At 71.1% G+C, this 22,047-nt stretch carries 22 protein-coding genes; 17 read left to right on the top strand and 5 right to left on the bottom strand.

The genetic code is table 11. The features are described 5' to 3' along the window. The 7 genes from FHY02_RS10210 (at window position 1) to FHY02_RS10180 (ending at window position 4,937) form a co-directional block, all read left to right on the top strand. Window positions 1-717, top strand: coding sequence for a flagellar basal body L-ring protein FlgH (locus tag FHY02_RS10210; RefSeq protein WP_183922041.1), 717 nt, complete (start codon window positions 1-3; stop codon window positions 715-717). Next, window positions 717-1,817, top strand: a complete 1,101-nt coding sequence (locus FHY02_RS10205) for a flagellar basal body P-ring protein FlgI (protein ID WP_183921820.1) — start codon at window positions 717-719, stop codon at window positions 1,815-1,817. Before FHY02_RS10210 ends, FHY02_RS10205 begins: the two co-directional genes overlap by 1 nt. Further along, complete coding sequence (locus FHY02_RS10200; protein ID WP_183921819.1) at window positions 1,817-2,173, top strand: rod-binding protein; 357 nt, start codon at window positions 1,817-1,819, stop codon at window positions 2,171-2,173. Before FHY02_RS10205 ends, FHY02_RS10200 begins: the two co-directional genes overlap by 1 nt. Further along, the gene (flgK, locus tag FHY02_RS10195; RefSeq protein ID WP_183921818.1) at window positions 2,170-3,507 is read left to right on the top strand and encodes a flagellar hook-associated protein FlgK; all 1,338 of its coding nucleotides are present in this window, start codon (window positions 2,170-2,172) and stop codon (window positions 3,505-3,507) included. Before FHY02_RS10200 ends, flgK begins: the two co-directional genes overlap by 4 nt. Window positions 3,508-3,513: 6 nt before the next feature. After that, window positions 3,514-4,413: a flagellin gene (locus tag FHY02_RS10190; RefSeq protein ID WP_183921817.1), complete on the top strand. Its 900-nt coding sequence runs from the start codon at window positions 3,514-3,516 to the stop codon at window positions 4,411-4,413. Between the two features lie 102 nt (window positions 4,414-4,515). Next, the gene (locus FHY02_RS10185) at window positions 4,516-4,728 is read left to right on the top strand and encodes a hypothetical protein (protein ID WP_183921816.1); all 213 of its coding nucleotides are present in this window, start codon (window positions 4,516-4,518) and stop codon (window positions 4,726-4,728) included. Beyond that, window positions 4,725-4,937, top strand: a complete 213-nt coding sequence (locus FHY02_RS10180) for a hypothetical protein (protein WP_183921815.1) — start codon at window positions 4,725-4,727, stop codon at window positions 4,935-4,937. Before FHY02_RS10185 ends, FHY02_RS10180 begins: the two co-directional genes overlap by 4 nt. Window positions 4,938-4,973: 36 nt before the next feature. Here FHY02_RS10180 and FHY02_RS10175 read toward each other — a convergent pair whose 3' ends face one another. Further along, window positions 4,974-6,119, bottom strand: a complete 1,146-nt coding sequence (locus FHY02_RS10175; protein ID WP_183921814.1) for a CaiB/BaiF CoA-transferase family protein — start codon at window positions 6,117-6,119, stop codon at window positions 4,974-4,976. A 111-nt stretch (window positions 6,120-6,230) separates the two neighbouring features. On the opposite strand from FHY02_RS10175, the gene FHY02_RS10170 reads away from it, so the two are divergent. From FHY02_RS10170 to fghA, 3 genes are all read left to right on the top strand, one after another. Next, a complete protein-coding gene (locus FHY02_RS10170; protein ID WP_183921813.1) occupies window positions 6,231-7,337 on the top strand; it encodes an S-(hydroxymethyl)glutathione dehydrogenase/class III alcohol dehydrogenase in 1,107 nt (368 codons plus the stop codon). 150 nt (window positions 7,338-7,487) lie between these two features. Next, entirely contained in the window at window positions 7,488-7,871 is a 384-nt protein-coding gene (locus FHY02_RS10165; protein WP_183921812.1) for a VOC family protein, read from the top strand. A 14-nt stretch (window positions 7,872-7,885) separates the two neighbouring features. Beyond that, window positions 7,886-8,716, top strand: a complete 831-nt coding sequence (fghA, locus tag FHY02_RS10160; RefSeq protein ID WP_183921811.1) for an S-formylglutathione hydrolase — start codon at window positions 7,886-7,888, stop codon at window positions 8,714-8,716. Between the two features lie 181 nt (window positions 8,717-8,897). Here the strand turns inward: fghA and FHY02_RS10155 are convergent, their stop codons facing one another. Then, window positions 8,898-11,744 carry a TonB-dependent receptor gene (locus tag FHY02_RS10155; protein ID WP_183921810.1) on the bottom strand — a complete coding sequence of 949 codons (2,847 nt, stop codon included), beginning with the start codon at window positions 11,742-11,744 and terminating at the stop codon, window positions 8,898-8,900. Between the two features lie 140 nt (window positions 11,745-11,884). Between FHY02_RS10155 and FHY02_RS10150 the strand changes: the two genes are divergently transcribed. Genes FHY02_RS10150 through FHY02_RS10135 form a run of 4 tightly spaced genes read left to right on the top strand, consistent with a single transcriptional unit; the run spans window position 11,885 to window position 15,076 of the window. After that, window positions 11,885-13,456 carry a tryptophan halogenase family protein gene (locus FHY02_RS10150; RefSeq protein WP_183921809.1) on the top strand — a complete coding sequence of 524 codons (1,572 nt, stop codon included), beginning with the start codon at window positions 11,885-11,887 and terminating at the stop codon, window positions 13,454-13,456. Then, the gene (locus FHY02_RS10145) at window positions 13,453-14,169 is read left to right on the top strand and encodes a SapC family protein (RefSeq protein ID WP_183921808.1); all 717 of its coding nucleotides are present in this window, start codon (window positions 13,453-13,455) and stop codon (window positions 14,167-14,169) included. The genes FHY02_RS10150 and FHY02_RS10145 overlap by 4 nt, the downstream gene beginning before the upstream one ends. 48 nt (window positions 14,170-14,217) lie before the next feature. After that, the gene (locus tag FHY02_RS10140) at window positions 14,218-14,574 is read left to right on the top strand and encodes a GntR family transcriptional regulator (RefSeq protein ID WP_183921807.1); all 357 of its coding nucleotides are present in this window, start codon (window positions 14,218-14,220) and stop codon (window positions 14,572-14,574) included. Between the two features lie 16 nt (window positions 14,575-14,590). Then, on the top strand, window positions 14,591-15,076 hold the full coding sequence (locus FHY02_RS10135) for a hypothetical protein (protein ID WP_183921806.1): 486 nt from the start codon (window positions 14,591-14,593) through the stop codon (window positions 15,074-15,076). Between the two features lie 306 nt (window positions 15,077-15,382). On the opposite strand, the gene FHY02_RS10130 is transcribed toward FHY02_RS10135, so the two are convergent. Beyond that, window positions 15,383-17,053: an acyl-CoA dehydrogenase gene (locus FHY02_RS10130; RefSeq protein ID WP_183921805.1), complete on the bottom strand. Its 1,671-nt coding sequence runs from the start codon at window positions 17,051-17,053 to the stop codon at window positions 15,383-15,385. Between the two features lie 36 nt (window positions 17,054-17,089). Here FHY02_RS10130 and FHY02_RS10125 point away from each other — a divergent pair, with 36 nt between their 5' ends. Further along, window positions 17,090-18,028, top strand: coding sequence for an L-threonylcarbamoyladenylate synthase (locus FHY02_RS10125; RefSeq protein WP_183921804.1), 939 nt, complete (start codon window positions 17,090-17,092; stop codon window positions 18,026-18,028). A 427-nt stretch (window positions 18,029-18,455) separates the two neighbouring features. Here FHY02_RS10125 and msrA read toward each other — a convergent pair whose 3' ends face one another. Beyond that, the gene (gene msrA, locus FHY02_RS10120; RefSeq protein WP_183921803.1) at window positions 18,456-19,001 is read right to left on the bottom strand and encodes a peptide-methionine (S)-S-oxide reductase MsrA; all 546 of its coding nucleotides are present in this window, start codon (window positions 18,999-19,001) and stop codon (window positions 18,456-18,458) included. A gap of 67 nt (window positions 19,002-19,068) precedes the next feature. On the opposite strand from msrA, the gene galE reads away from it, so the two are divergent. Next, window positions 19,069-20,079 carry a UDP-glucose 4-epimerase GalE gene (galE, locus tag FHY02_RS10115; protein WP_183921802.1) on the top strand — a complete coding sequence of 337 codons (1,011 nt, stop codon included), beginning with the start codon at window positions 19,069-19,071 and terminating at the stop codon, window positions 20,077-20,079. After that, window positions 20,076-20,909 carry a CoA ester lyase gene (locus FHY02_RS10110; RefSeq protein WP_183921801.1) on the top strand — a complete coding sequence of 278 codons (834 nt, stop codon included), beginning with the start codon at window positions 20,076-20,078 and terminating at the stop codon, window positions 20,907-20,909. The genes galE and FHY02_RS10110 overlap by 4 nt, the downstream gene beginning before the upstream one ends. Before the next feature lie 128 nt (window positions 20,910-21,037). Here the strand turns inward: FHY02_RS10110 and FHY02_RS10105 are convergent, their stop codons facing one another. Beyond that, window positions 21,038-21,745: a phosphatase PAP2 family protein gene (locus tag FHY02_RS10105; protein ID WP_260172837.1), complete on the bottom strand. Its 708-nt coding sequence runs from the start codon at window positions 21,743-21,745 to the stop codon at window positions 21,038-21,040. Between the last annotated feature and the right edge of the window lie 302 nt (window positions 21,746-22,047).

Below are 22,047 nucleotides of genomic sequence, written 5' to 3'. Positions count from 1 at the left end.
ATGTCTCTCCGCCGCCGCGCGCGGGTCGCCCTAAACGCCGCGCTCGGCGCGCTCGCCGCCGCCGCGCTGGTGCCCGCGCCCGCGCATGCCGGGCTTCTCGGCAAGGTGCTCAAGAAGAAGCCGGCGGAGGATTTCTCCGCGGTGCACGCACCCGCCCAGCCGCCCGCGCCGCCCGCCGCCAACGGGTCGATCTTCCAGGTCGCCGACGGCTATGCCGCGCTCTACGAGGGGTGGCGCGCGCGCCGCGTCGGCGACCCGCTGACGATCGTGCTGGTGGAGCGCACCGCCGCCTCCAAGTCGTCCTCGTCCAAGCTCGCCTCGGACGGCAGCTTCTCGCTCACCCCGCCCTCGACCGGCCCGCTCGGCGGGATCGTCAGCGGCACCGACGTGGGCTCGAGTGGCAAGCGCGGCTTCAACGGCAGCGGCACCGCGGACCAGGCCAACTCGCTCTCGGGCGAGGTCTCGGTCACCGTCGCCGAAGTCTACCCCAACGGCACGATGCTGGTGCGCGGGCAGAAGCGCGTGACGCTCAACCGCGGCGACGAGTTCGTCCAGATCAAGGGCATTGTCCGTACCGCCGACGTCGACCGCGACAATCGCGTGCCCTCCACCCGCGTCGCCGACGCGCAGATCGCCTATACCGGCAAGGGCGACGTCGCACGGTCCAGCCGGCAGGGCTGGCTGTCCCGCTTCTTCCAGGTCGTGAGCCCGTTCTGATGATCCGCCAGCTGCTCCTCGCGCTCGCCGCGCTCGCCGCCGCGCTCGCCGGCCCTGCCCACGCCGACCGGATCAAGGATCTCGGCGGCTTCCAGGGCATCCGCGCCAACCAGCTGACCGGCTACGGCGTCGTGGTCGGCCTGCCCGGCACCGGCGACGACAATCTCGAATATACCGTCCAGTCGGTGAAGGCGGTGGCGTCGCGCTTCGGGCTCCAGCTGCCCGCGGGCGTCAACCCCGGCCTCAAGAACGCCGCGGTGGTGCTGATCACCGCCGAGCTGCCTGCCTTCGCCAAGCCCGGGCAGCGGATCGACATCACCGTCGCCTCGATGGGCAAGGCCAAGAGCTTGCGCGGCGGCAGCCTGGTGCTGACGCCGCTGCTCGGCGCCGACGGGCAGGTCTACGCCATGGCGCAGGGCAATCTCGCGGTCGGCGGGCTCGGCGCCGAGGGCGCGGACGGCTCCAAGATCGTCGTCAACATCCCCTCGACTGGCCGCATCCCCGAGGGCGCGACCGTGGAGCGCGCGGTCGCGACCGGCTTCGCCGACACGCCCTTCGTCACCTACAACCTCCAGCGCGCCGACTTCACCACCGCGCAGAACGTCGCCGCCTCGATCAACCGCAAGTTCGGCGCCGGCACCGCGCAGGCGATCGACGCGGTATCCGTGGCGGTGCGCGCGCCGACCGGCGCGGACGTGCGCGCCACGCTGATGAGCGAGATCGAGAACCTCGACGTCGCCTCGGCCGAGCCGCCCGCCAAGGTGATCGTCAACGCGCGCACCGGCACGGTGGTGATCAACTCGGCGGTGCGCGTCGGCGCGGCGGCGGTGACGCACGGCAAGCTCACCGTCCGCATCGACGAGAACCAGCGCATCAGCCAGCCCGCGCCGCTCAGCCAGGGCCAGACCGCGCTGGAGAACCGCTCCAACGTCCAGGTCTCGGAGGAGAAGAAGCCGATGTTCCTGCTCGCGCCCGGCCCCAAGCTGGCCGACGTGGTGAAGGCGGTGAACGCCATCGGCGCGAGCCCCGCGGACCTGGTCGCGATCCTCGAGGCGCTCAAGGAGGCCGGCGCGCTCAAGGCCGAGCTGGTGGTGCTCTGATGGGCGACTCACCGGTCAACGGGATCCCTGCGAGTGTTGGGGGCGTCGCGATCACCGGCAAGACCGGGCTCGACACCGGGCTCAGCCGCACCGCGACCAAGGCCAACCTCGACAAGGCCGCGCAGCAGTTCGAATCGGTGTTCACCGGCATGATGCTGAAGTCGATGCGCCAGGCCAAACTCGCCGACCCACTGTTCGACAGCAAGGCGCTCACCACCTTCCGCGACATGTCGGACCAGAAGGTGGTGCAGGAGATGGCGACCCACAAACCGATCGGCATCGGCGCGGCGATGAGCAAGTTCCTCGCGCAATCTCAACCTGATCTTAACGGGAATCATGGCACGCCGGTGGAATGAGTGATCTGCTCTCCATCGGCGCTTCGGGCGTCCGCGCGTACCAGACCGCGCTGACGACGACGTCGGAGAACATCGCCAACGCCGGCAACGCGTCCTACGTGCGGCGCAGCGCGACGATCCGCGAGGTGCAGACCAGCAACGGCTGGAACTCGTCGCTCAACGGCATGGGCGCGGTGGTCGACGGGATCGCGCGCAACAGCAGCCCCTATCTCGAGGCCTCGGTGCGCAGCGCCAGCTCGGACGCCAAGAAGACCGAGGCGAGCACGGTCTGGCTCGAGCGGATCGAGGGCGCGATGACCGGCGGCGCACTGTCGACCAACCTGACCGGCTTCTTCGCGGCGAGCACCGCGCTCCAGGCCGAGCCGACCTCGAGCGCGCTGCGCGCCGGCATGCTGGGCAGCGCCGCGACGCTGGCCGACTCGTTCAAGGTCACCGCCAAGGCACTCGACGACGGCATGGCCGAGCTCGACACCAAGGCGCAGCAGACGGTGGGCGAGCTCAACCGGCTGAGCCAGGCGCTGCTCAAGGTCAACCAGGGCATCGTCAAGTCGCAGCCGGGCTCGGCCGCGGCTGCGGGGCTGGCCGACCAGCGCGACGACCTGCTCCAGCAGATGAGTGCGCTGACCGAGGTCAACGTCCAGGTCGACGATTTCGGCCGCGCCACCGTGCGCGCCGGCGCCAGCAACGGCCCTGTGCTGGTCGATCCGAAAGAGGCGAGCGAGATGAGCTACGCGCGCACCGGCGGCAACGCGGTGCTCAACGTGCTCAAGCCGAGCGGCGTCGCGGTCCAGGCCAATCCCGAGGGCGGCGCGCTGGCGGGCATGGTCGAGGGCGCGCAGCGGATCGCCGCCACGCGCGACCAGCTCGGCGCGATCGCCGCCGATCTCACCACCAGCGTCAACGACCTGCAGAAGCAGGGGCAGGATCTCACCGGCGCGCAGGGCAAGCCCTTCTTCGCCAACACCAGCGACCCGGCCGACTTCTCGGTCGCGCTGACCGACGGCAGCCAGATTGCCGCGGCCAAGACCGGCGGGGGCGTGCGCGACTCGTCCAACCTCGCCGCGCTCGCCGCGCTGCGCACCGGCAACCAGTTCGAGAGCAAGGTCCAGGCGCTCACCACCGACAATGCCGCGACTCTGAAGCAGCGCCGGCTGGTGGGCGACGCGCAGACCGCGATCTACGACGGCGCGGTGACCGCGCGGTCCGAGGCCTCGGGGGTCAACCTCGACTCGGAGGCGGTCGATCTCGTCCGCTTCCAGCAGGCCTATCAGGCGTCCAGCCGCGTGATCCAGGTCGCGCGCGAGACCTTCCAGTCGATCCTCGAGATCAGGTAAGCCGCCATGCAGATCTCCAGCAACCTCCTATACGATCGCTCCGCCGCCCGGATGGGCGCGCTGATGACGACCGCGACCAAGCTGCAGACCCAGATCGCCACCGGCAAGAAGATCAGCTCGCCGTCCGAGAATGTCGCGGTGGCGCAGCAGCTCGCCGAGTTCGACCGCAAGGACGCCGATGCGGGCGCGTTCAAGACTAACCTCGATCTCGCCGGCTCGCTGCTCAAGCAGGCCGACGGCACGATGGGCTCGATCACGGAGCAGATGCAGCGCGCCACCGAGCTGGTGAACAACGCCGCCACCGACACGCTCGGCGCGTCGGATCGCAAGGTGATCGGCGACCAGCTCCAGTCGGTGATCGCGACGCTGGTCTCGCTCGGCAACACCAACGACCTGCGCGGCCAGCCGCTGTTCGGCAGCGCGGCGGGAACGCCCGCGGTGATCGACAACAAGGACGGCACCTTCACCTACAATACCGCGCCCAGCCTGTCGGAGGTGCCGATCGGCGAGAACGGCCTGTCGATCCAGCCGACCGAGACCGCGGCGCGGATCTTCACCTCGGGCAAGGGCGACACGCTGGCGATGCTGTCGGCGCTGGCCACCGCGTTGCAGGCGGGCGAGCCGACCGGCGAGAAGGCACGCGCCGCGATCGACTCGCTCAAGACCGCGAGCGATCAGGTCTCGACCGTACAGGCCTCGGTTGGCGCGCGCGCGGCGCGGGTCGATCTCCAGCAGAACCTGCTGACCAACGCCAGCGTCGACCGCGCCGAGCTGCGCTCGACACTGGAGGACACCGACGTCACCCAGGCGTACACCGAGCTGTCCAAGACGATGACGATCCTGTCGGCGACCCAGGCGAGCTTCTCCAAGCTGTCGCAGCTGTCGCTGTTCACCTACCTGCGCTGATCACGGCCTCGTACTCCTGCATGCGCAGGAGCACGTAAGAGCGCGGAGGAACCGCCGTCGTCCCGCAGCATTGATGCAGCGCAACGACGAGGGTCAATCCACATGGGTGCTACCACCATCGGCGCGCTGATCGGCGGCGCGATCGACGCCATGTCCGGCGACGACAGCGCTGCGGACGGGGCGCTCTACGGCGCGATCACCGCCAACGTCCTCAAGCTCGTCCTGCCCGTCGCGTTCACCTACGCGGTCGGCTGGGGCGTGCTGAAGGGGCTGGAGACGCTCGGCGACACCATCTCGGAAAGGGTGAAGGCATGATCAGGACCATCATCGGCGCGCTGCTCGGGCGCGAACTCGACCGGCGCGACGGTCGCGGCGGCGTCGGCGGCGCGATGGTCGGCGCGCTGGCGACCCGCGCGGTGACCCGGATGGGGCCGCTCGGCATGGCACTGGGCGGCGCCTATGTGGCGAAAAAGGCCTATGACCGCCACCGCGCGACCCGCGCGGGCGTGCCGCCGCGGGCGTAACGCCAATCCTCCCTGCGAGCGGGGAGGATTGAGAGCTCACCCCCATTCGGCGCCGTCATGCTCGCCCAGCCGTGGGCTCGCCCGCTCCGCGACCGCCCGCGTGCCGTCGAGAACGATCGGCGTCGCCAGCCCCGGCAGTCCCTGCACCAGCAGTCGCATGCCGCGCGCGACCACCTGCGGGTCGGCGAACACCTCGTCGATGCGATTGACCGGCCCGACCGGCACCCCCGCCGCTTCCAGCGCGGCGAGCAGCGCGGCGCTCGTCCAGGTCAGCGTCCGCTCAATCAGGACCGGCAGCAACGCGGCGCGGTTCGCCACGCGCGCCGGATTGGTGGCGAAGCGCGCGTCCTCCGCCAGCGTCGGGATCGCGAGCACCGCGCACAGCCGCGCGAACTGGCGATCGTTGCCCACCGCCACGATCAGGTCGCCGTCGCTGGTCGGGAAGCTCTGGTACGGCGCGAGATTGGCGTGGCCGTTGCCCATCCGCCGCGGCACCGCGCCGCCGACCATCCAGTTGAGCGCCTGGTTCGCCAGCACGCCGACCTGTGTGTCGAGCAGCGCCATGTCGATGTGCGTGCCCGCGCCGGTGCGCTCGCGCGCGTGTAGCGCGGCGAGGATCGCGACGGTGGCGTAGACGCCGGTGAACAGGTCGGCGGTGGCGACGCCGGTCTTCTGCGGCGGGCCGTCGGGCTCGCCGGTGATCGACATCAGCCCGCCCATGCCCTGGACGATGAAGTCGTAGCCGGCACGCGCGGCGTAGGGGCCGGTCTGGCCGAAGCCGGTGATCGAGCACACGATCAGCCGCGGGTGGTGCGCGCGCAGCGTCGCTGCGTCGAGCCCGTATTTGACGAGGCCGCCGAGCTTGTAATTCTCGATCACCACGTCGGCCCCGGCGGCGAGCGCGGCGACGCGCGCCTGGCCTTCAGACGTGGCGATGTCGATCGCGACCGAGCGCTTGCCGCGGTTGCAGGCATGGTAATAGGCCGCCGACAGGTCGCTGCCATCGGCGCCGCGGACGAAGGGTGGCCCCCAGTGGCGCGTGTCGTCGCCCTCGCCGGGGCGCTCGACCTTGATCACGTCGGCGCCGAGATCGGCGAGCAGCTGCCCCGCCCAGGGGCCGGCGAGGATGCGCGCCAGCTCGAGCACGCGCAGGCCGGCGAGGGGGCGGGGAGTGTCGGTCATCGCTGCGGTGTAGCGACGCGCGGCGCGGTGCAGAAGGGTGCCGCGACGGTTGAAGCCGCCGCGCCCGCGGCATAGAGACGCAGCCGATCCTTAAGACAGAGAGGCCGCCCCATGAAGACCCGCGCCGCCGTCGCGTTCGAGGCCAAGCGGCCGCTCGAGATCGTCGAGCTCGACCTGGAGGGACCGAAGGCCGGCGAGGTGCTGGTCGAGATCATGGCCACCGGCATCTGCCACACCGACGCCTATACGCTCGACGGGCTCGACAGCGAGGGGCTGTTCCCCAGCGTGCTCGGCCACGAGGGCTGCGGCGTGGTGCGCGAGGTGGGCGCGGGCGTCACCAGCGTGGTGCCGGGCGACCACGTCATCCCGCTCTACACGCCCGAGTGCCGCCAGTGTAAGTCGTGCCTTAGCCAGAAAACCAACCTGTGCACCGCGATCCGCGCGACCCAGGGCAAGGGGCTGATGCCCGACGGCACCACCCGCTTCAGCTACAAGGGCCAGCCGATCTACCATTACATGGGCTGCTCGACCTTCTCCAACTTCACCGTGCTGCCCGAGATCGCGGTCGCCAAGATCCGCCCCGACGCGCCGTTCGACACCAGCTGCTACATCGGCTGCGGCGTCACCACCGGGGTGGGCGCGGTGGTCAACACTGCCAAGGTCGAGCCGGGCGCGACCGTGATCGTGTTCGGGCTCGGCGGAATCGGGCTCAACGTGATCCAGGGCGCCAGGCTGGCCGGCGCGCACCGCATCATCGGCGTCGACATCAACCCCGACCGCGAGGACTGGGGCCGCCGCTTCGGCATGACCGACTTCGTCAACCCGCGCGACGTGGGCGACCTCGTCCCGCACCTGATCGCCATGACCGACGGCGGCGGCGACTATACGTTCGACTGCACCGGCAACACCGTGGTGATGCGCCAGGCGCTGGAGAGCGCGCACCGCGGCTGGGGCGAGTCGATCGTGATCGGCGTCGCCGAGGCGGGCAAGGAGATCGCGACGCGCCCGTTCCAGCTCGTCACCGGGCGAGTGTGGAAGGGCACCGCCTTCGGCGGCGCGCGCGGGCGCACCGACGTGCCCAAGATCGTCGACTGGTACATGGACGGGATGATCCAGATCGACCCGATGATCACGCACCGGCTCAGCCTCGACGAGATCAACAAGGGCTTCGACCTGATGCACGCCGGCGAGAGCATCCGCAGCGTGGTGGTTTATTAATCCTCCCCGGCACGGGGAGGGGGACCAGCCGCAGGCTGGTGGAGGGGGTTCTCCGCGAGCGCTGCGCTGCGTGGCGAGCCCCTTCCACCACCGCGCTGCGCGCGGCGGTCCCCCTCCCCGCCAAGCGGGGAGGAGTTTAGGAGAGAGATCATGTTCAGCCACGTCATGCTCGGCGCAGACGACATCGCCGCCGCCCAGACCTTCTACGACGCGACGCTGGGGGCGCTCGGCGCGGCGCCGGGCGTGATCGACGAGTGGGGACGGTTGGTCTACGCGCACGACGGCGGCCGCTTCCTGGTCACGCGCCCGATCGACGGCCAGCCCGCCAGCCACGCCAACGGCGGGACGCTCGGGTTCCGCGCGACCTCGCCCGAGCAGGTCGAGGCGTGGCACGCCGCTGGTGTCGCCAGCGGCGGTACCGCGATCGAGGCGCCGCCGGGCGTGCGCCACGTCACCGGCGGGCGCGAGCTGTACCTCGCCTATCTGCGCGACCCCGCGGGCAACAAGGTCTGCGCGACCCATCGCGTCGCCTGAGCGGAGGAGGAAGCATGGAGACCGTCTCGACCGCGCGCGCGCATGGCGGCACGCAGGGCGTCTACCGCCACCGCAGCGGCGCGACCGGCACCGACATGACCTTCTCGGTCTACGTCCCCGATCACGCGCCGGGCGCGACGCTGCCGGTCGTCTGGTACCTCTCCGGGCTGACCTGTACCCACGCCAACGTCACCGACAAGGGCGAATATCGCGCGCATTGCGCGCGCCACGGGCTGATCTTCGTCGCGCCCGATACCAGCCCGCGCGGCGACGAGGTGCCCGACGAGGACCGCTGGGACTTCGCCGAGGGCGCCGGATTCTACGTCGACGCCACCGCGGCGCCCTGGTCGACGCATTACCGCATGTGGTCCTATGTCACCGCGGAGCTGCCCGCGCTAATCGAGACCGAATTCCCGGTCGATGCGGCGCGCCAGTCGATCATGGGCCATTCGATGGGCGGGCACGGCGCGTTGACCGCGGCGCTGCGTCACCCAGGCCGCTACCGCGCGGTATCCGCCTTCGCGCCGATCGTCGCGCCGACGCAGGTGCCCTGGGGCGAGGCGCTCGACCGCTACCTCGGCGACGACGCCGCGGCGAAGCGCCGCCACGACGCGGTCGCGCTGATCGAGGACGGCGCGCGCGTGCCCGAGCTGCTGGTCGACCAAGGCGAGGCCGACGCCTTCCTCGCCGAGCAGCTCCGCCCGGAACTGCTCGCGCGCGCCTGCGCGGCGGCGGGCATCCCGCTCGAGCTGCGGATGCGCGCGGGCTACGACCATTCGTACCTGTTCGTGTCGACGTTCATGGGCGAGCAGCTCGACTGGCACGCGGCGCGGCTGAGGGGCTGAGCAGCGCCGACGCCGGACGCCGTCCTCCTCCCCGTCAGGGGAGGATCGGGGTGGGGCGTTCCCACGAACGTAGCGTCTGCGGAGACGCCCCGCCCCAACCCCTCCCCTGACGGGGAGGGGCTCATTCCGAGAAGGTAGGCAACCCCGCCCCCTCGCGAGGACCGGCGCGGGGCCGCGGCGATCAGAACGAGAAGCGCACGCCGGCGTCGTAGCGCGGCCCGAAGTTCTGGTATTGCAGCAGCTGGTTATCGAAGCGGCCGGTGGTGTAATATTTGGCGTTGAACAGGTTGGTGCCCTCCACGAACACCTGGGCGTAGGGCGTCACGTTCACCGCGACGCTGCCGTCGAACTGGCCATAGTCGCGCACGAAGATCGGCTCGTTGCCGGCGCCGCCGGCGAGCTCGCGCAGGAAGCGCTCGCGGCGGTTATAGGCGATGCGCGCCGAGATGCCGTACTTCTCGTAGAAGACGGTGGCATTCTGCGAGTTGCCGATCCCCTCCGCGGCGAACGACTGGCCCACCTGACTGACGTCGAAGTCGCGGTTGGTGCTGACGAAGGTGGCATTGGCCTGGACGCCGAAGCCGCTCAGCACGCCCGGCAGCCAGTCGAACGTGTGCACCAGGTTGAGCTCGAGCCCCTTGATGTCGAGCGACTGGGCGTTGCGCGGCCGCCGCACGCTGAAGCGCGCGGTGTTCTGGTCGACGATCAGGCCACCCACCGGCAGCCCGACGCCCTGCGCGTTGCCCGCGTTGCGGATCGGGAACAGTTCGTCGCCGAACAGCTGGATGATGAAATCGTCCACCTTCTTGTAGAACACCGCCGCCGACAGCGTGGTCGTCCGCGTCGGATACCATTCGAGCGACAAATCGAGGTTCTTCGCCTGGTACGGCTTGAGATTGGGGTTGCCGCCGCTCGCGGTGAGCGTGGCCGGGCGCAGCGTGCCGATGTCGAGGCTCGGCGCGAGGTCGCCGATCGCCGGGCGGGTCAGCGTCTTGTAGGCGGCGAAGCGGACCTGCAGCTCCTGCGTGAAGTTGAGCCGCGCGTTGAGCGCGGGCAGGAAGTTGCTGTACGACGATTTCTGCGAGATCGGCGTGCCGGTCGGGCTCGCGAAGACGCCGACGTAGATGGTCGGATCGGTCGGCGGGTTGCCCTGGGTCGGGGTGAGGTCGACCAGCTGGCGCTGGCTGCCCGACGAGGTCAGCTCGGTATATTCGTAGCGCGCGCCGACGTTGACCAGCCACGGCATGCTGCCGAGTTCACCCGAGAAGTCGACGTCGGCGTAGCTCGCCCACACCGTCTCCTTCACGCGGGTGCCCGGCTGGGGCGCGACGGCATAGCCGTTGGTCGCGGCGTAGCGCGCCGCGGTCGTGCCCGGTGCGAGATTATACTTGGCGTCGAGCGCCGAGGTCGCCGCCGGGCTCGCCAGGAAGTTGAGGTATTTGAACGCGTCATAGGTGAGGAAGGTGGTCGGTACCGAGCCGCTCGGCGCGCCCAGCCCCTTCACCGTGAAGGGCGACAGCAGCGACGAGTCGGCCAGCGTCGGATAGCCGCAATAGACGCAGCCGACGTCGTCGCCCGAGGTGACCGCGACGTTGGTCTTGTCGCGTGTCGTGCTCATCAGGCCGAAGCGCACCGTCTGAAGCACGCCCAGCGCGGGCTTCCACTCGTTGTTCCAGCGATATTCCTGCACCTTCTCGGTGACGTCGTTGCCGTTGATCCCCGCGATATGGGTGCGGCCGAGCGCCGGGTTGGTGAGCACGCCGTCGGCGAAGCCGTTGACCGTGGGGATGCCGTTCCCGTCCGCCTGGGTGAAGGAATAAGGCGTGGGCGTCCCGATCACGGTGAAATAGGAGCCGCCGCCGCCCGCGTTCTTGGCGCGCGAGTAGGACGCGTCGATCACCATCTTGAAGTTGTTGGCCGGGTTCCACTCGGCGTTGAAGCCGCCCTCCCAGGTCGTCGTCTCGCGCAGCGCGCCGGAGGAGATGAAATCGGCGTTGCCGTTGGTGGTGAGCGAGGTGACGGTACGATTGTCGTCGATCGTCGCCGCGGTGTAGCTGGTCGGCTCGAACCAGGCACCGAGCGCGCGCGTCTTCGAGTCGCTCTTGAACTTGTTGTACAGGCCGTCGAGCGTGAAGGTCAGCTCGTCGGTGGGCTGATATTGCGCCACCACCGTCGCGCCGAGGCGGGTGCGGTCGTCGCGCGCGGTGTTCACGTCGAAGTTGCGCGGCGCATACACGTTGGTCGCGATCGGGTTGCTGTTCGGCCCGACCGAGCTGTTGGGCAGATAGCCGTCGTTGCTGACCGAGGCGATCTGCGCGATGCGGCGCTGGTACGAGACCGAGGCGAGCAGGCCGATCGTGCCGTCGGCGAAGGTGTTGCTGATCAACCCGAAGCCCTGCGGCGTGAACTTGTCGCTGTTCTTCTCGTACAAGGCCTTGCCGGTGGCGATCACCTTGAAACCCTTGAGCGCGAGCGGGCGCGGCGTCTGCACGTTGATCGTCGCGCCGATGCCGCCGCCCTGCAGCGGCGCCTGCGCGGTCTTGTACACCTGCGCGCCGCTGATCAGCTCGGCCGGGATCAGGTCGAACGAGAAGGCGCGGTTGTAATTGTCGCTGGCGAAGCTGCGGCCGTTGAACAGCACCGTGTTGAACGCCGGCCCCAGGCCGCGCACGCTGACCTGCGCGCCCTCGCCGTTGGTGCGGTCGATCGCGACGCCGGGGATGCGCTGGAGCGACTCGGCGACGTTCGCGTCCGGGAACTTGCCGAGGTCCTCCGAGGAGATCGCGTCGAGGATGCCGACCGCGTCGCGCTTCTGCGCGGCGGAGGAGGCGATGCTGCCGCGGATGCCGGTGACGACGATGTCACCCGCCGTGCCGTCGGCGTCGGCCTGGCCGGGCGGGGCGGAGACCGCGGGCGGCGCTTCCTGCGCCAGCACCGGGGTGGCGGCGATCAGCGCGCCGATCGCGCATCCCATGCCGCCCGAGAACAGAAAAGCACGCGCCGTCACTTGCCGAAAGCTGGTCGCCACCGTCATCCTCCCCTATCGCAGCCACACTTGTTATGCGTGTGCTGTCGAAAACAGTCTCACGGATATATCTGACAAATACAAGTGGGATCGATTACGTAAACGACGCGAAGACGTCGCAGTGGAGAGGTTCGAGAGAGATAATGTCGCCAAATCAACGGCATGACGACGCGCCCGTGACTGAAGTGGTAGTGGTCGGCGGCGGCTCGGCGGGATGGATCGCGGCGTGTCGACTCGCCGCCCAGGCGCAGCGCACGCGCAGCGGCGTCGCGGTGACGCTGGTGGAGTCGGCGCGCATCCCCACCGTCGGGGTCGGCGAGGGCACCTGGCCGACGATGCGTAACACGTTGTCGAAGATCGGGATCTCCGAAACCGACTTCGTTCGCGGCTGCGACGCCGCGTTCAAACAGGGTGCGCGATTCGCCGGCTGGACCGATGATTCGCCGGGCGAGGGCTATTATCACCCGCTCAACCCGCCCGCGGGCGCGACCGAGCTCGACCTCGCGCCGCACTGGCTCGCCCAGTCCGACGCGCCGGAGGCGGCGGACTTCGCCACCTGGGTCGACTTCCAAGCGACGCTCTGCGACGCCGGGCTCGCGCCCAAGTCGATCACCACGCCCGAGTGGGTCGGCCAGGCGAATTACGCCTATCATCTCGACGCGGGCAAGTTTGCCACGCTGCTGCGCGAGCATGCGGTCGAGCGGCTCGGCGTGCGCCACGTGCTCGGCGACGTCGCTCGCGTCGAGCAGGCCGAGGGCGGCGACGTCACCGCACTGGTGCTCGCCGACGGGGCAGAGATCGCGGGCGACCTGTTCGTCGACTGCACCGGCTTCGCCGCGCTGCTGATCGGCGGCGTGTACGAGGTCCCGTTCCGGCGCTGCGGCGACGTGCTGTTCGCCGACCGCGCCATCGCGCTCCAGGTGCCGTACGACAGCGAGGACGCGCCGATCACCTGCCACACCGTCTCCACCGCGCAGGCGGCGGGGTGGATCTGGGACATCGGGCTGTGGACCCGCCGCGGCGTCGGCCATGTCTACAGCAGCGCGCATATCGGCGACGACGAGGCCGAGGCGGCGCTGCGCCGCTATGTCGGCCCCGCCGCCGACTCGCTCACCGCGCGCCGGATCACGATCGACGGCGGGCACCGCGAGCGTTTCTGGCAGAACAATGTCGTCGCGGTCGGGCTGTCGGCGGGGTTCATCGAGCCGCTTGAGGCCTCGGCGCTGATGCTGATCGAGGCGTCCATGGACGCGATCGCCGACCGGCTGCCGCGCACGCGCGGCGCGATGCGCGTCGCCGCGCGCCAGTTCAACGCCGCCTTCACGCACCATTGGGCGCGCATCATCGAGTTCCTCAAGCTTCACTACGCGATCACCAAGCGCACCGACACCGACTTCTGGCGCGACAATGCCTCGCCCGCGACCTGGCCCGACGGTCTGGCGGAGCGGCTGGAGCTGTGGCGCACGCAGCCGCCCGCGCCGCAGGACTTCGAGCACGCGCGCGAGGTCTTCTCCTGGCCGAGCTACCAGTACGTGCTCCACGGCATGCGCTTCGACGCGCACTACGCGCGGGTCGACCCGGCCGCGCCCGAGAGCGCGCTGGCGCGGCGCCACCTCGCCCGCGCCGAACGCGCGCGCGCCGAGGCGATGCAGCGGCTGCCGCGCCACCGCGACCTGATCCGCGCGGTGCGCGAGCACGGGTTGCAGGCGGTATGAGCCCACCGGTCGCGCTCGATCCCGCGCGCCACGGTGCGCTGCGCTTCGACGCGGCGGCGGCGGGGCGGGGGCGGGCGATCGCGCAGCTCGGGCGCGGCGAGATCGCGGTGGCGGCATGCGACATGCCCCTGTGCTTCGCCAAGGACGGCGGCACCGGCCGCTTCAACCTGGTCGCGCTGATGGCGCTGGGCGGCGACAACCTCTTCGCCGGCGCGGGCGGCTTCCATGCCACCTACATGCCGCAGGCGGTGCTGCTCGGCGCCTTCCGCCTCGCCGAGGGCGGCAGCGGGCTCGCGATCGACCCCGCCGACGCGTCGCTGGGTGCGCGTGGCGCGGCTCTGGTGGAGGGCGGCGCGGCGACTCCGCTGGTGGACGAGCTGCGCCATAAGCTGCGCCGGCTGGTCGAGGACGTCGCCGCGGCGCGCGCGCTGGCCGAGGCGCTCGCGCGTTACCGGCTGCTGCGGCCGTGGCGGCTGGTGCTCCGCCGCGCCGACGCGCGCGACCACGCGCTCGACGGACTCTACACGATCGACGAGGAGGCGCTCGCCGCGCTCGACGACGTGGCGGTGGTGGCGCTCCACCGCGACGGAGCGCTCGCCGCGGCGGCGGTGATCGCCGCCTCCCGATACCAGCTCGAGCGGCTGCGCCAGCTGCACGATGCCGCATGGCCGGACGCTCGGATCGTCGTGGGCGAGCTGCCGGCGGACGAGTGAACCGCGCGCCCGGCTCGACAATCACGTTATATAGTGTATTAACGCAGCATGGCAGCGCTGAGCAGCGACGACTCGCCGGTGTATCTCCGGCTACGCGGCACGATCGCCGCGGCGATCCTGCGCGGCGACTATGCCGCCGGCGACCAGCTCCCCTCGGTGCGCGCGCTCGCCGCCGAGCATGGCGCCAACCCGCTCACCGTCGCCAAGGCCTATCAGAGCTTCCAGGACGACGGCTATGTCGAGGTGCGCCGCGGCGTCGGCATGTTCGTGCTGGCGGGGGCGGCGGAGCGACTGCGCCGCGCCGAGCGCGAGGATTTCGTCGCGCACCAGTGGCCGCGTATCCGCGAGCGGATCGACCTGCTCGGGCTCGACGCGACCGACCTGCTCGAACGAGTCGCCGGCTGAGGCGTTGTCCGGCGTGATGCGACGCCTGATCTCCCTCGCGGCCTTTGCCGCGCTCGCCGCCTGCCAGCAGCAGCCCGACCAGCCCGGCAACACCGTGCCGGCCGCGAAGCCGAGCGCGTCGCCCAGCGCCGCCGCCACGCCCGTCGCGGCGCTGGCACGCTACGTCGGCCACTACCCGACCGACGCGGTGGAGGGGGGCGGCAGCTTCCTCGCCGACCCGGCGGTGCGCGCGGCGGTGGCGGCGGCGGTGCCCGACGAGGGCGTGCGCGCGCGCGTGCTCGACACCGACGTTACCGCCACGCCGATCGCCGAGGTCGAGGGCCGCGTGCTCGCCTACGGCTGCGAGCCGCACAATTGCGGGCCGCACAATTGGGCGATCGCGCTGGCGCCCGACGGCGGCTCGGGCGCGGTCTGCTACTATGACGAGGACCGCAAGGTGGCACGCTGGTATCCCGAGAGCGCGGGGCCGAACCCGGCGAGCGGGTGCCCGTCGGGGGAGTGAGCGGGTGGTTGAGATAGGCGTGCTCCGCCCACCGCTGCGCTTGTGCCCCGGCGCAGGCCGGGGCCCAGTTGGGTAGGCCGTGATAACTCTTGCGCAGCGTCTACCACCTGGGCCCCGGCCTTCGCCGGGGCACGCGGATGAGTTCGGCGCGCGCGCTTTCCCCATAACCGCCCCGGCGGACGCCGAGGCCCAGGTGGGGGACGGTCGTGGCTCCCACGACGGCCTTCCCAATAGGACCCCGGCGTCCGCCGGGGTGGAGCTGAGAGGAGGCGGAGCACTCCTCCGCCACCACACGCCCTCGCGCCCCTAAAAGGCCCCCGCGGGCAGCGCGTACAGCACCTCCGCGCTCGCGTTCGCCGCGGCTTCCAGCCCGAGCGCCTCGGGCACGATCTGGTCGAGATAGAAGGCGCAGGCCGCGCGCTTCACCGCGTCGGCCGTGGACACCGCCGCCTGGCGCTCCATCAGCCAGCCGCATGAGGCCACCGACAGCATCGTCAGGAAGGGATAGCTCGCCGCCTGGCGGTCGTCCGCGCTCGCGCCCTGCAGCCGCCGCCCGACCGCCTCGCAGGCGTCGACCAGCCGCACCAGCGCGGGATGGCGCGCGTCGCGGCGCAGGTCCGCGATCAGGTCGGCGAAGGCGCCGCCGTTGGCGAGCGACAGCTTGCGCCCGACCAGGTCGGCCGCCTGGATCCCGTTCGTTCCCTCGTAGATCGGGGTGATCCGCGCGTCGCGGAAGAACTGCGCCGCGCCGGTCTCCTCGACATAGCCCATCCCGCCGTGGACCTGCACGCCCAGGCTCGCCACCTCGTTGCCCAGATCGGTGGCGTGCGCCTTGGCGAGCGGGGTCATCATCTCGAGCCGCTCGCGCGCCTTGGCGTCGCCGAGCGTGGCGCGGTCGACCTGGCCGCAGGCGTAGTAGACGAGCGCGCGTGCCGCCATCGTCTGCGCCTTCATCCGCAGCAGCATGCGGCGCACGTCGGCGTGCTCGACGATCGCCGCGGGGGCGCCGTCGCGCGCGCCCTGGACACGGTCGCGCGCGTAGGCCGCGGCCTTCTGCGTCGCGCCCTCGGCCACCTGCACGCCCTGGACGCCGACGTTAAGGCGCGCGTTATTCATCATCGTGAACATCGCGCGCATCCCGCCATATTCGGGGCCGATCAGCTCGCCGACGCAGTCGCCGTTGTCGCCGAACGACAGCACGCAGGTGGGCGAGGCGTGGAGCCCCAGCTTATGTTCGATCGACACCGCGCGCACGTCGTTGGGCGCACCGTCGAGCCGTACCTTGGGGACGAGGAACAGCGAGATGCCGCGCGTCCCCGCGGGCGCATCGGGCGTGCGCGCGAGCACGAGATGGACGATGTTGTCGGCGAGGTCGTGGTCGCCGAAGCTGATGAAGATCTTGGTCCCGTTGATCAGGTACGTGCCATCCCCACGCGGTGTCGCGGTGGTGCGCAGCGCGCCGACGTCGCTGCCCGCCTGCGGCTCGGTGAGGTTCATCGTGCCCGTCCATTCGCCGCTGGCGAGCTTGGGCAGGTAGGACGCCTGCTGCTCGGGCGTGCCGTGGTGCGCCAGCGCCTCGATCGCGCCCACGGTGAGGATCGGCGCGAGCGCGAAGCCCATGTTGGCGGTGCCGAGCGTCTCCAGCACCGCGGCCTGGACGACGAAGGGCAGGCCCTGGCCGCCCCAGCGCTCGTCGACCCCGATCGTGCCCCAGCCACCCTCGACATAGGCCTGGTAGGCGGCGCGATAGCCCTCGGGCATGACCACGCCTTCCGTGGTCCAGCGCGCGCCGACGCGGTCGCCTGCGATGGCGAGCGGCGCCCATTCGCCTTCCGCGAACGCGCCGATGCCCTCGAGCACCGCCTCGACCGTGTCGGCGCTGGCGGCGGCGAAGCGCTCGTGCCGCGCGATCTCGTCGAGCCCGACGACGTGATCGAGGACGAAGCGCTGATCGGCGATGGCGGGGACGAAGGTCATTTCTCTCTCCTGTGCGCCCTCGCTATACCCGGTGCGATGAGCGCTCAACTCCCCGAGATCCGACGCTACGGCACGGCCGCGGTCGCGGCCGCGGCGGCGGCGATCCGCGCCGGCGGGATCGTCGCGGTGCCGACCGAGACGGTCTACGGCCTCGCCGCCGACGCGCGTGATTCGGCCGCCGTGGCGCGGATCTACGCCGCCAAAGGACGGCCCAGCTTCAACCCGCTGATCGTCCACGTGCTCGACCTCGCCGCGGCGGAGCGGCTGGCGGTGTTCGACGACGACGCGCGCGCGCTGGCGGCGCGCTTCTGGCCGGGGCCGCTGACGCTGGTGCTGCCGCTGCGTGGGCAGGCGAGCGGGGGGGCGGGAGTGGCCTCGCTCGTCACCGCCGGGCTCGACACGATCGCGCTGCGCGTGCCGGCGCACCGCGCGATGCGCGCGCTGCTGGCGGCGAGCGGCGCGCCGCTGGCGGCGCCCTCCGCCAACGCGAGCAACGCGATCAGCCCGACCCGCGCCGAGCATGTCGCGGCGAGCCTCGGCGCGGCGGTGCCGCTGATCCTCGACGACGGCGCGACCGAGGCGGGGGTGGAGTCGACGATCGTCGCGGGGCGGACGATCCTGCGCCCCGGCCCGGTCACCGCGGAGAGGCTGGGCGAGGTGCTGGCGGTCGCGCCGGGCACGACCGCGCACGTCAGCGCGCCGGGGCAGCTCGCGACCCACTACGCGCCGCGCAAGCCGCTGCGGCTGGCGGCGATGACCGCGGACGCGGACGAGTGGCTGATCGGCTATGGCGCGGTCGCGGGCGACGACACGTTGTCGGCGACGGGCGACCCGGTCGAGGCGGCGGCGCGGCTGTTCGATGCGCTGCACCGCGCCGACGCGAGTGCGCGCGCGCGGATCGCGGTGGCGCCGGTGCCCGAGGCGGGCGTGGGCGTGGCGATCAACGACCGACTGCGGCGCGCGGCGCGGCGTTAGGCGGCGGCGCGGTGTCTTCTTTGGATGCAGGAACCCAAGGCGGCGAGCGGATCGCGTGTCACCCGGGTCTCCTGCGTGCGCAGGAGCATGGGTGGCATGAGGGAAGATGTCTTGCCAGGCGCGTCGCCAGCGTCATCCCGGACCAAGTCCGGGATGACGGGAAGGGCATGATGGAGTGCCCATACCGGCTCCCGGCGCGAGGCGAGGATGACGTGATGTCCGCGACGAAGCCTCCACACCCGCTTCGTCCTCCCGGACTTGTTCCGGGATCCAGCGTTCCGCGTACTCAGGCTACGTTGCTCCCGTGGACGAGTGAATCCCGGGACACGTCCGGGATGACGGAGGAAACGGAGGAAGGGAGCGCGGCCAGCAGATCGGTGGCCGGCGCACCCGGCCACCTCCTGAATCCAGGCCGGCCACCCCACTCTTACGCCGCCGGCGCGCTCGCCTTGCTGCGCGCGGCGAAGCTCTTGCGCAGCTTCTGCAGCTTGGGCGGGATCACCGCCATGCAATAGGGGTTCGACCGGCCAGAGGTCTCCCAATAGTCCTGGTGATAGCCCTCGGCGGGGTACCAGTCGCCGAACTCCTCGATCGTGGTCACGATCTTGCCCGGGACCGTCTCCTGCGCACGCGCGATCGCCTGGTTGGCCTGCTCCTCCTGCATCACCGTCTCGGGGAATATCGCCGAGCGGTACTGCGTGCCGACGTCATTGCCCTGGCGGTTGAGCTGCGTCGGGTCGTGCGTGGCGAAGAAGATATCGAGCAGGTCGGCGTAGCTCACCTGCGCGGGGTCGAAGCCGACGCGGATCGCCTCGGCGTGGCCGGTGTCGCCGCCGCACACCTGCTTGTAGGTCGGGTTGGGGACGTGGCCGCCGATATAGCCGCTCTCGACGCTCTCGACCCCGATCACGTCCTTGAACACCGCCTCGGTGCACCAGAAGCAGCCACCCGCCAGCGTCGCATATTCCGTCATGAAAAGCGTCTCCTTTGCGTGTCATGTAGGAAGCCGCTAGGCGGCGGCAACGGCACGGGAGACAGGCATGACGCAGGACGCGACGCTCGACGGCAAGGTGATGGTGACCGGCGGTGCCGGCTATATCGGCAGCCACGCCGTGCTCGCGCTGCTCGACTCGGGCTATGACGTGGTCGTCATCGACAATCTCGTCACCGGCTTCGACTGGGCGGTCGACCCGCGCGCCGCCTTCGTCAACGTCGCGGTCGAGGACGCGCGCGTGCGCGATGTGATCCGCGAGCACAACATCCGCGCGATCATGCATTTCGCCGGCTCGGTCGTGGTGCCCGAGTCGGTCATCGACCCGCTCAAATATTATCGCAACAACACCGCGGCGACGCGCAGCCTGATCGAGAGCGCGGTGGCCGAGGGCGTGCCGCACTTCATCTTCTCGTCGACCGCGGCAACCTATGGCACGCCCGAGCGCGTTCCCGTCGCCGAGAACGACCCCAAGGTGCCGATCAATCCCTACGGCATGTCCAAGCTGATGACCGAGCATATGCTCAAGGACGTCTCGGCGGCGCATCCGATGAATCACTGCTGCCTGCGCTATTTCAACGTCGCCGGCGCGGACCCGCAGGGGCGCAGCGGCCAGTCGACCGTCGGCGCGACCCACCTGATCAAGATCGCGGTCGAGGCGGCGACGGGCAAGCGCGCCGCGGTGTCGGTCTACGGCACCGACTTCCCGACCAGCGACGGCACCGGGGTGCGCGACTATATCCACGTCAGCGACCTCGCCGAGGCGCATGTCGCCGCGCTCAAGCTGCTGGTCGACCGGCCGGGCGAGAGCCACACGCTCAACTGCGGCTACGGCCGCGGCTTCTCGGTGCTCGAGGTGCTCGACGCGGTCGACCGCGTCACCAACCACCCGATCGAGCGCCGGCTGGAGGGTCGCCGCGCGGGCGACCCGGCCGAGCTGGTCGCGGACAACGCCGCCATCCTGCGCACGATCGACTGGGCGCCGCGCCGCGACGACCTGGAAGGGATCGTCCGCGACGCGCTGGCGTGGGAGCGGCAGCTGGCCGAACGCGCGCGGTGACGTGGCGCTCGCTCCTGTTCGTGCCGGGCGACCGCCCGGAGCGGATGGAGAAAGCGCTCGGGCTCGGCGCCGACGCGCTGATCCTCGACCTGGAGGATTCGGTCGCGCCCGCCGCCAAGCCGGCGGCGCGCGATGCGGTGCGGAGGTTGATCGAGCGGGCGCCGGGCGGGCCGGCGCTGCTGGTGCGGGTCAACCCGGTCGCGACCGAGGCGTTCGCCGCCGACGTCGCCGCGTTGGCGGGCGCGCCGCTGATCGGCGTGGTGCTGCCCAAGGCGGAGGGGCGCGCCACCGTGGCCGCGCTCCGCGAGGCGCTGCCGGGCGACTATCCGGTGCTGCCTATCGCGACCGAGACGCCGCGCGCGGTCTTCGCGCTCGGCGACTATGACGGCGCCGGGCTGGCGGGGCTGACCTGGGGCGCGGAGGACTTGCCCGCGGCGATCGGGGCGTTGTCGTCGCGCGAGGCCGACGGCGGCTATACCGATCCGTACAGGGTGGTGCGCGCGCTCGCGCTCTTCGCCGCGCACGCCGCCGGGGTGCCCGCGATCGAGACGGTCTATCCCGACTTCCGCGACCTCGACGGGCTCGGCGCCTATGCCGCGCGTGGCCGGCGCGACGGCTTCACGGGCATGATGGCGATCCATCCCGCGCAGGTGGCGGTGATCAACGCCGCGTTCACGCCGAGCGAGGCAGAGTTCGCGGCGGCGCGGCGCGTGGTCGCGCTGTTCGAAACCAATCCGGGCGCGGGCGCGCTCCAGCTCGACGGCCGCATGGTCGATGCGCCGCACCTGGCCGCGGCGCGGCGGCTGCTCGCGGCGGCGCGCGCGGACTAGCGCGCGAACCTCGTCGCCGGGATCGCGGTGCTCCTTCGGACGCGGGAGCCCAGAGCCACGCCCGTCACGCTCGTGAACCCGGGCTCCGGCGTCCGCCGGAGCACGAGAACGCGTCGCTGGATCGACGGCTAACGCGCCAGCGAACGCCGCAGCGTCGCGCCGAGCCACCACCACAGCGCCGCCCATCCGGTGCCGGCGCACCAGCCTGCCAGCACGTCCGACGGCCAGTGCACCCCGAGGTACACGCGGCTCACCCCGATCGATCCGGTTAGCAGGGTCGCGATCGCGAAGATGTAGCTGCGCACCGCGCGACCGTCCGCCACCTGCGCCACCAGCCCGGCGAGCGTGAGATACACCAGCGCGCTGTTGGTGGCGTGCCCGCTCGGGAAGCTGAGACCGGTGACCTGGACGAGATGGTCGACCAGCTCGGGCCGCGGCCGGCCGACCCAGTATTTCGCCTGCGCCGCGATGATCGAGCCGCTGATCGTCGCCGCCGCGATCAGCGCCGCGGTGAGCCACAGCCGCCGCACCAGCAGCAGCCCGATCGCCCCCGCCACCACCAGCGTCAGCACCGTGCCGCTGCCCAGCGCGGTGACGTCGATCAGTGCGGCATGCAGCCAGCGCGGGCCGATCGGCTGCGCCGGGTCGCCGGGCACGCGCAGCGCGAGCATGATCGCGCGATCCCAGGCGAGCGGCGCACCGCCCGCGACCAGCCGCGCGAGCAGCGCCACGCCGACCAGCCCGGCGAGGCCGAGCGCGATCCACAGGACGGGCGGGGCGGGCGGGGCCTCGCGTGGCTCCTCGGCGGGAACGGCGCGGTCGATCATCGTCTGCATGGTCGGCGACAACGAGCGAGCGGTGCGGGCGCTGCGTGGAGGAGGCGAAATTCGCCCGAGGGGAAAGACCGCGCTGGCTACAGCGACATGGATCAGGCTGGGTTGCTGACGGCGCAGGTGTGACGGGGCGCTCACACCATTGTCCTCTCGCCCGCGACGTATCGCCCAATTTCGTCCGTCATCCCCGCGGAGGCGGGGATCCATACACGCCGACGTGCCGGCTCTTTCACGAAGGTCCGCGCGTCTGGATCCCTGCCTCCGCAGGGATGACGGGGGTACCGCGAAAGCCCGGTCGCCCGCGC

Origin of the sequence: Sphingomonas sp. BK069, assembly GCF_014193405.1 — a bacterium.
Lineage (GTDB): Bacteria > Pseudomonadota > Alphaproteobacteria > Sphingomonadales > Sphingomonadaceae > Sphingomonas.
Note: the sequence above shows the minus strand (reverse complement) of the source record. Positions and strands in the feature narration are given on the sequence as shown.

What these genes read in the sequence shown, in the direction of transcription:
- FHY02_RS10210 (WP_183922041.1), top strand. Translation starts at nt 1, where the DNA reads ATGTCTCTCCGCCGCCGCGCGCGGGTCGCCCTAAACGCCGCGCTCGGC.
- FHY02_RS10205 (WP_183921820.1), top strand. Translation starts at nt 717, where the DNA reads ATGATCCGCCAGCTGCTCCTCGCGCTCGCCGCGCTCGCCGCCGCGCTC.
- FHY02_RS10200 (WP_183921819.1), top strand. Translation starts at nt 1,817, where the DNA reads ATGGGCGACTCACCGGTCAACGGGATCCCTGCGAGTGTTGGGGGCGTC.
- flgK (WP_183921818.1), top strand. Translation starts at nt 2,170, where the DNA reads ATGAGTGATCTGCTCTCCATCGGCGCTTCGGGCGTCCGCGCGTACCAG.
- FHY02_RS10190 (WP_183921817.1), top strand. Translation starts at nt 3,514, where the DNA reads ATGCAGATCTCCAGCAACCTCCTATACGATCGCTCCGCCGCCCGGATG.
- FHY02_RS10185 (WP_183921816.1), top strand. Translation starts at nt 4,516, where the DNA reads ATGGGTGCTACCACCATCGGCGCGCTGATCGGCGGCGCGATCGACGCC.
- FHY02_RS10180 (WP_183921815.1), top strand. Translation starts at nt 4,725, where the DNA reads ATGATCAGGACCATCATCGGCGCGCTGCTCGGGCGCGAACTCGACCGG.
- FHY02_RS10175 (WP_183921814.1), bottom strand. Translation starts at nt 6,119, where the DNA reads ATGACCGACACTCCCCGCCCCCTCGCCGGCCTGCGCGTGCTCGAGCTG.
- FHY02_RS10170 (WP_183921813.1), top strand. Translation starts at nt 6,231, where the DNA reads ATGAAGACCCGCGCCGCCGTCGCGTTCGAGGCCAAGCGGCCGCTCGAG.
- FHY02_RS10165 (WP_183921812.1), top strand. Translation starts at nt 7,488, where the DNA reads ATGTTCAGCCACGTCATGCTCGGCGCAGACGACATCGCCGCCGCCCAG.
- fghA (WP_183921811.1), top strand. Translation starts at nt 7,886, where the DNA reads ATGGAGACCGTCTCGACCGCGCGCGCGCATGGCGGCACGCAGGGCGTC.
- FHY02_RS10150 (WP_183921809.1), top strand. Translation starts at nt 11,885, where the DNA reads ATGTCGCCAAATCAACGGCATGACGACGCGCCCGTGACTGAAGTGGTA.
- FHY02_RS10145 (WP_183921808.1), top strand. Translation starts at nt 13,453, where the DNA reads ATGAGCCCACCGGTCGCGCTCGATCCCGCGCGCCACGGTGCGCTGCGC.
- FHY02_RS10140 (WP_183921807.1), top strand. Translation starts at nt 14,218, where the DNA reads ATGGCAGCGCTGAGCAGCGACGACTCGCCGGTGTATCTCCGGCTACGC.
- FHY02_RS10135 (WP_183921806.1), top strand. Translation starts at nt 14,591, where the DNA reads ATGCGACGCCTGATCTCCCTCGCGGCCTTTGCCGCGCTCGCCGCCTGC.
- FHY02_RS10130 (WP_183921805.1), bottom strand. Translation starts at nt 17,053, where the DNA reads ATGACCTTCGTCCCCGCCATCGCCGATCAGCGCTTCGTCCTCGATCAC.
- FHY02_RS10125 (WP_183921804.1), top strand. Translation starts at nt 17,090, where the DNA reads ATGAGCGCTCAACTCCCCGAGATCCGACGCTACGGCACGGCCGCGGTC.
- msrA (WP_183921803.1), bottom strand. Translation starts at nt 19,001, where the DNA reads ATGACGGAATATGCGACGCTGGCGGGTGGCTGCTTCTGGTGCACCGAG.
- galE (WP_183921802.1), top strand. Translation starts at nt 19,069, where the DNA reads ATGACGCAGGACGCGACGCTCGACGGCAAGGTGATGGTGACCGGCGGT.
- FHY02_RS10105 (WP_260172837.1), bottom strand. Translation starts at nt 21,745, where the DNA reads ATGCAGACGATGATCGACCGCGCCGTTCCCGCCGAGGAGCCACGCGAG.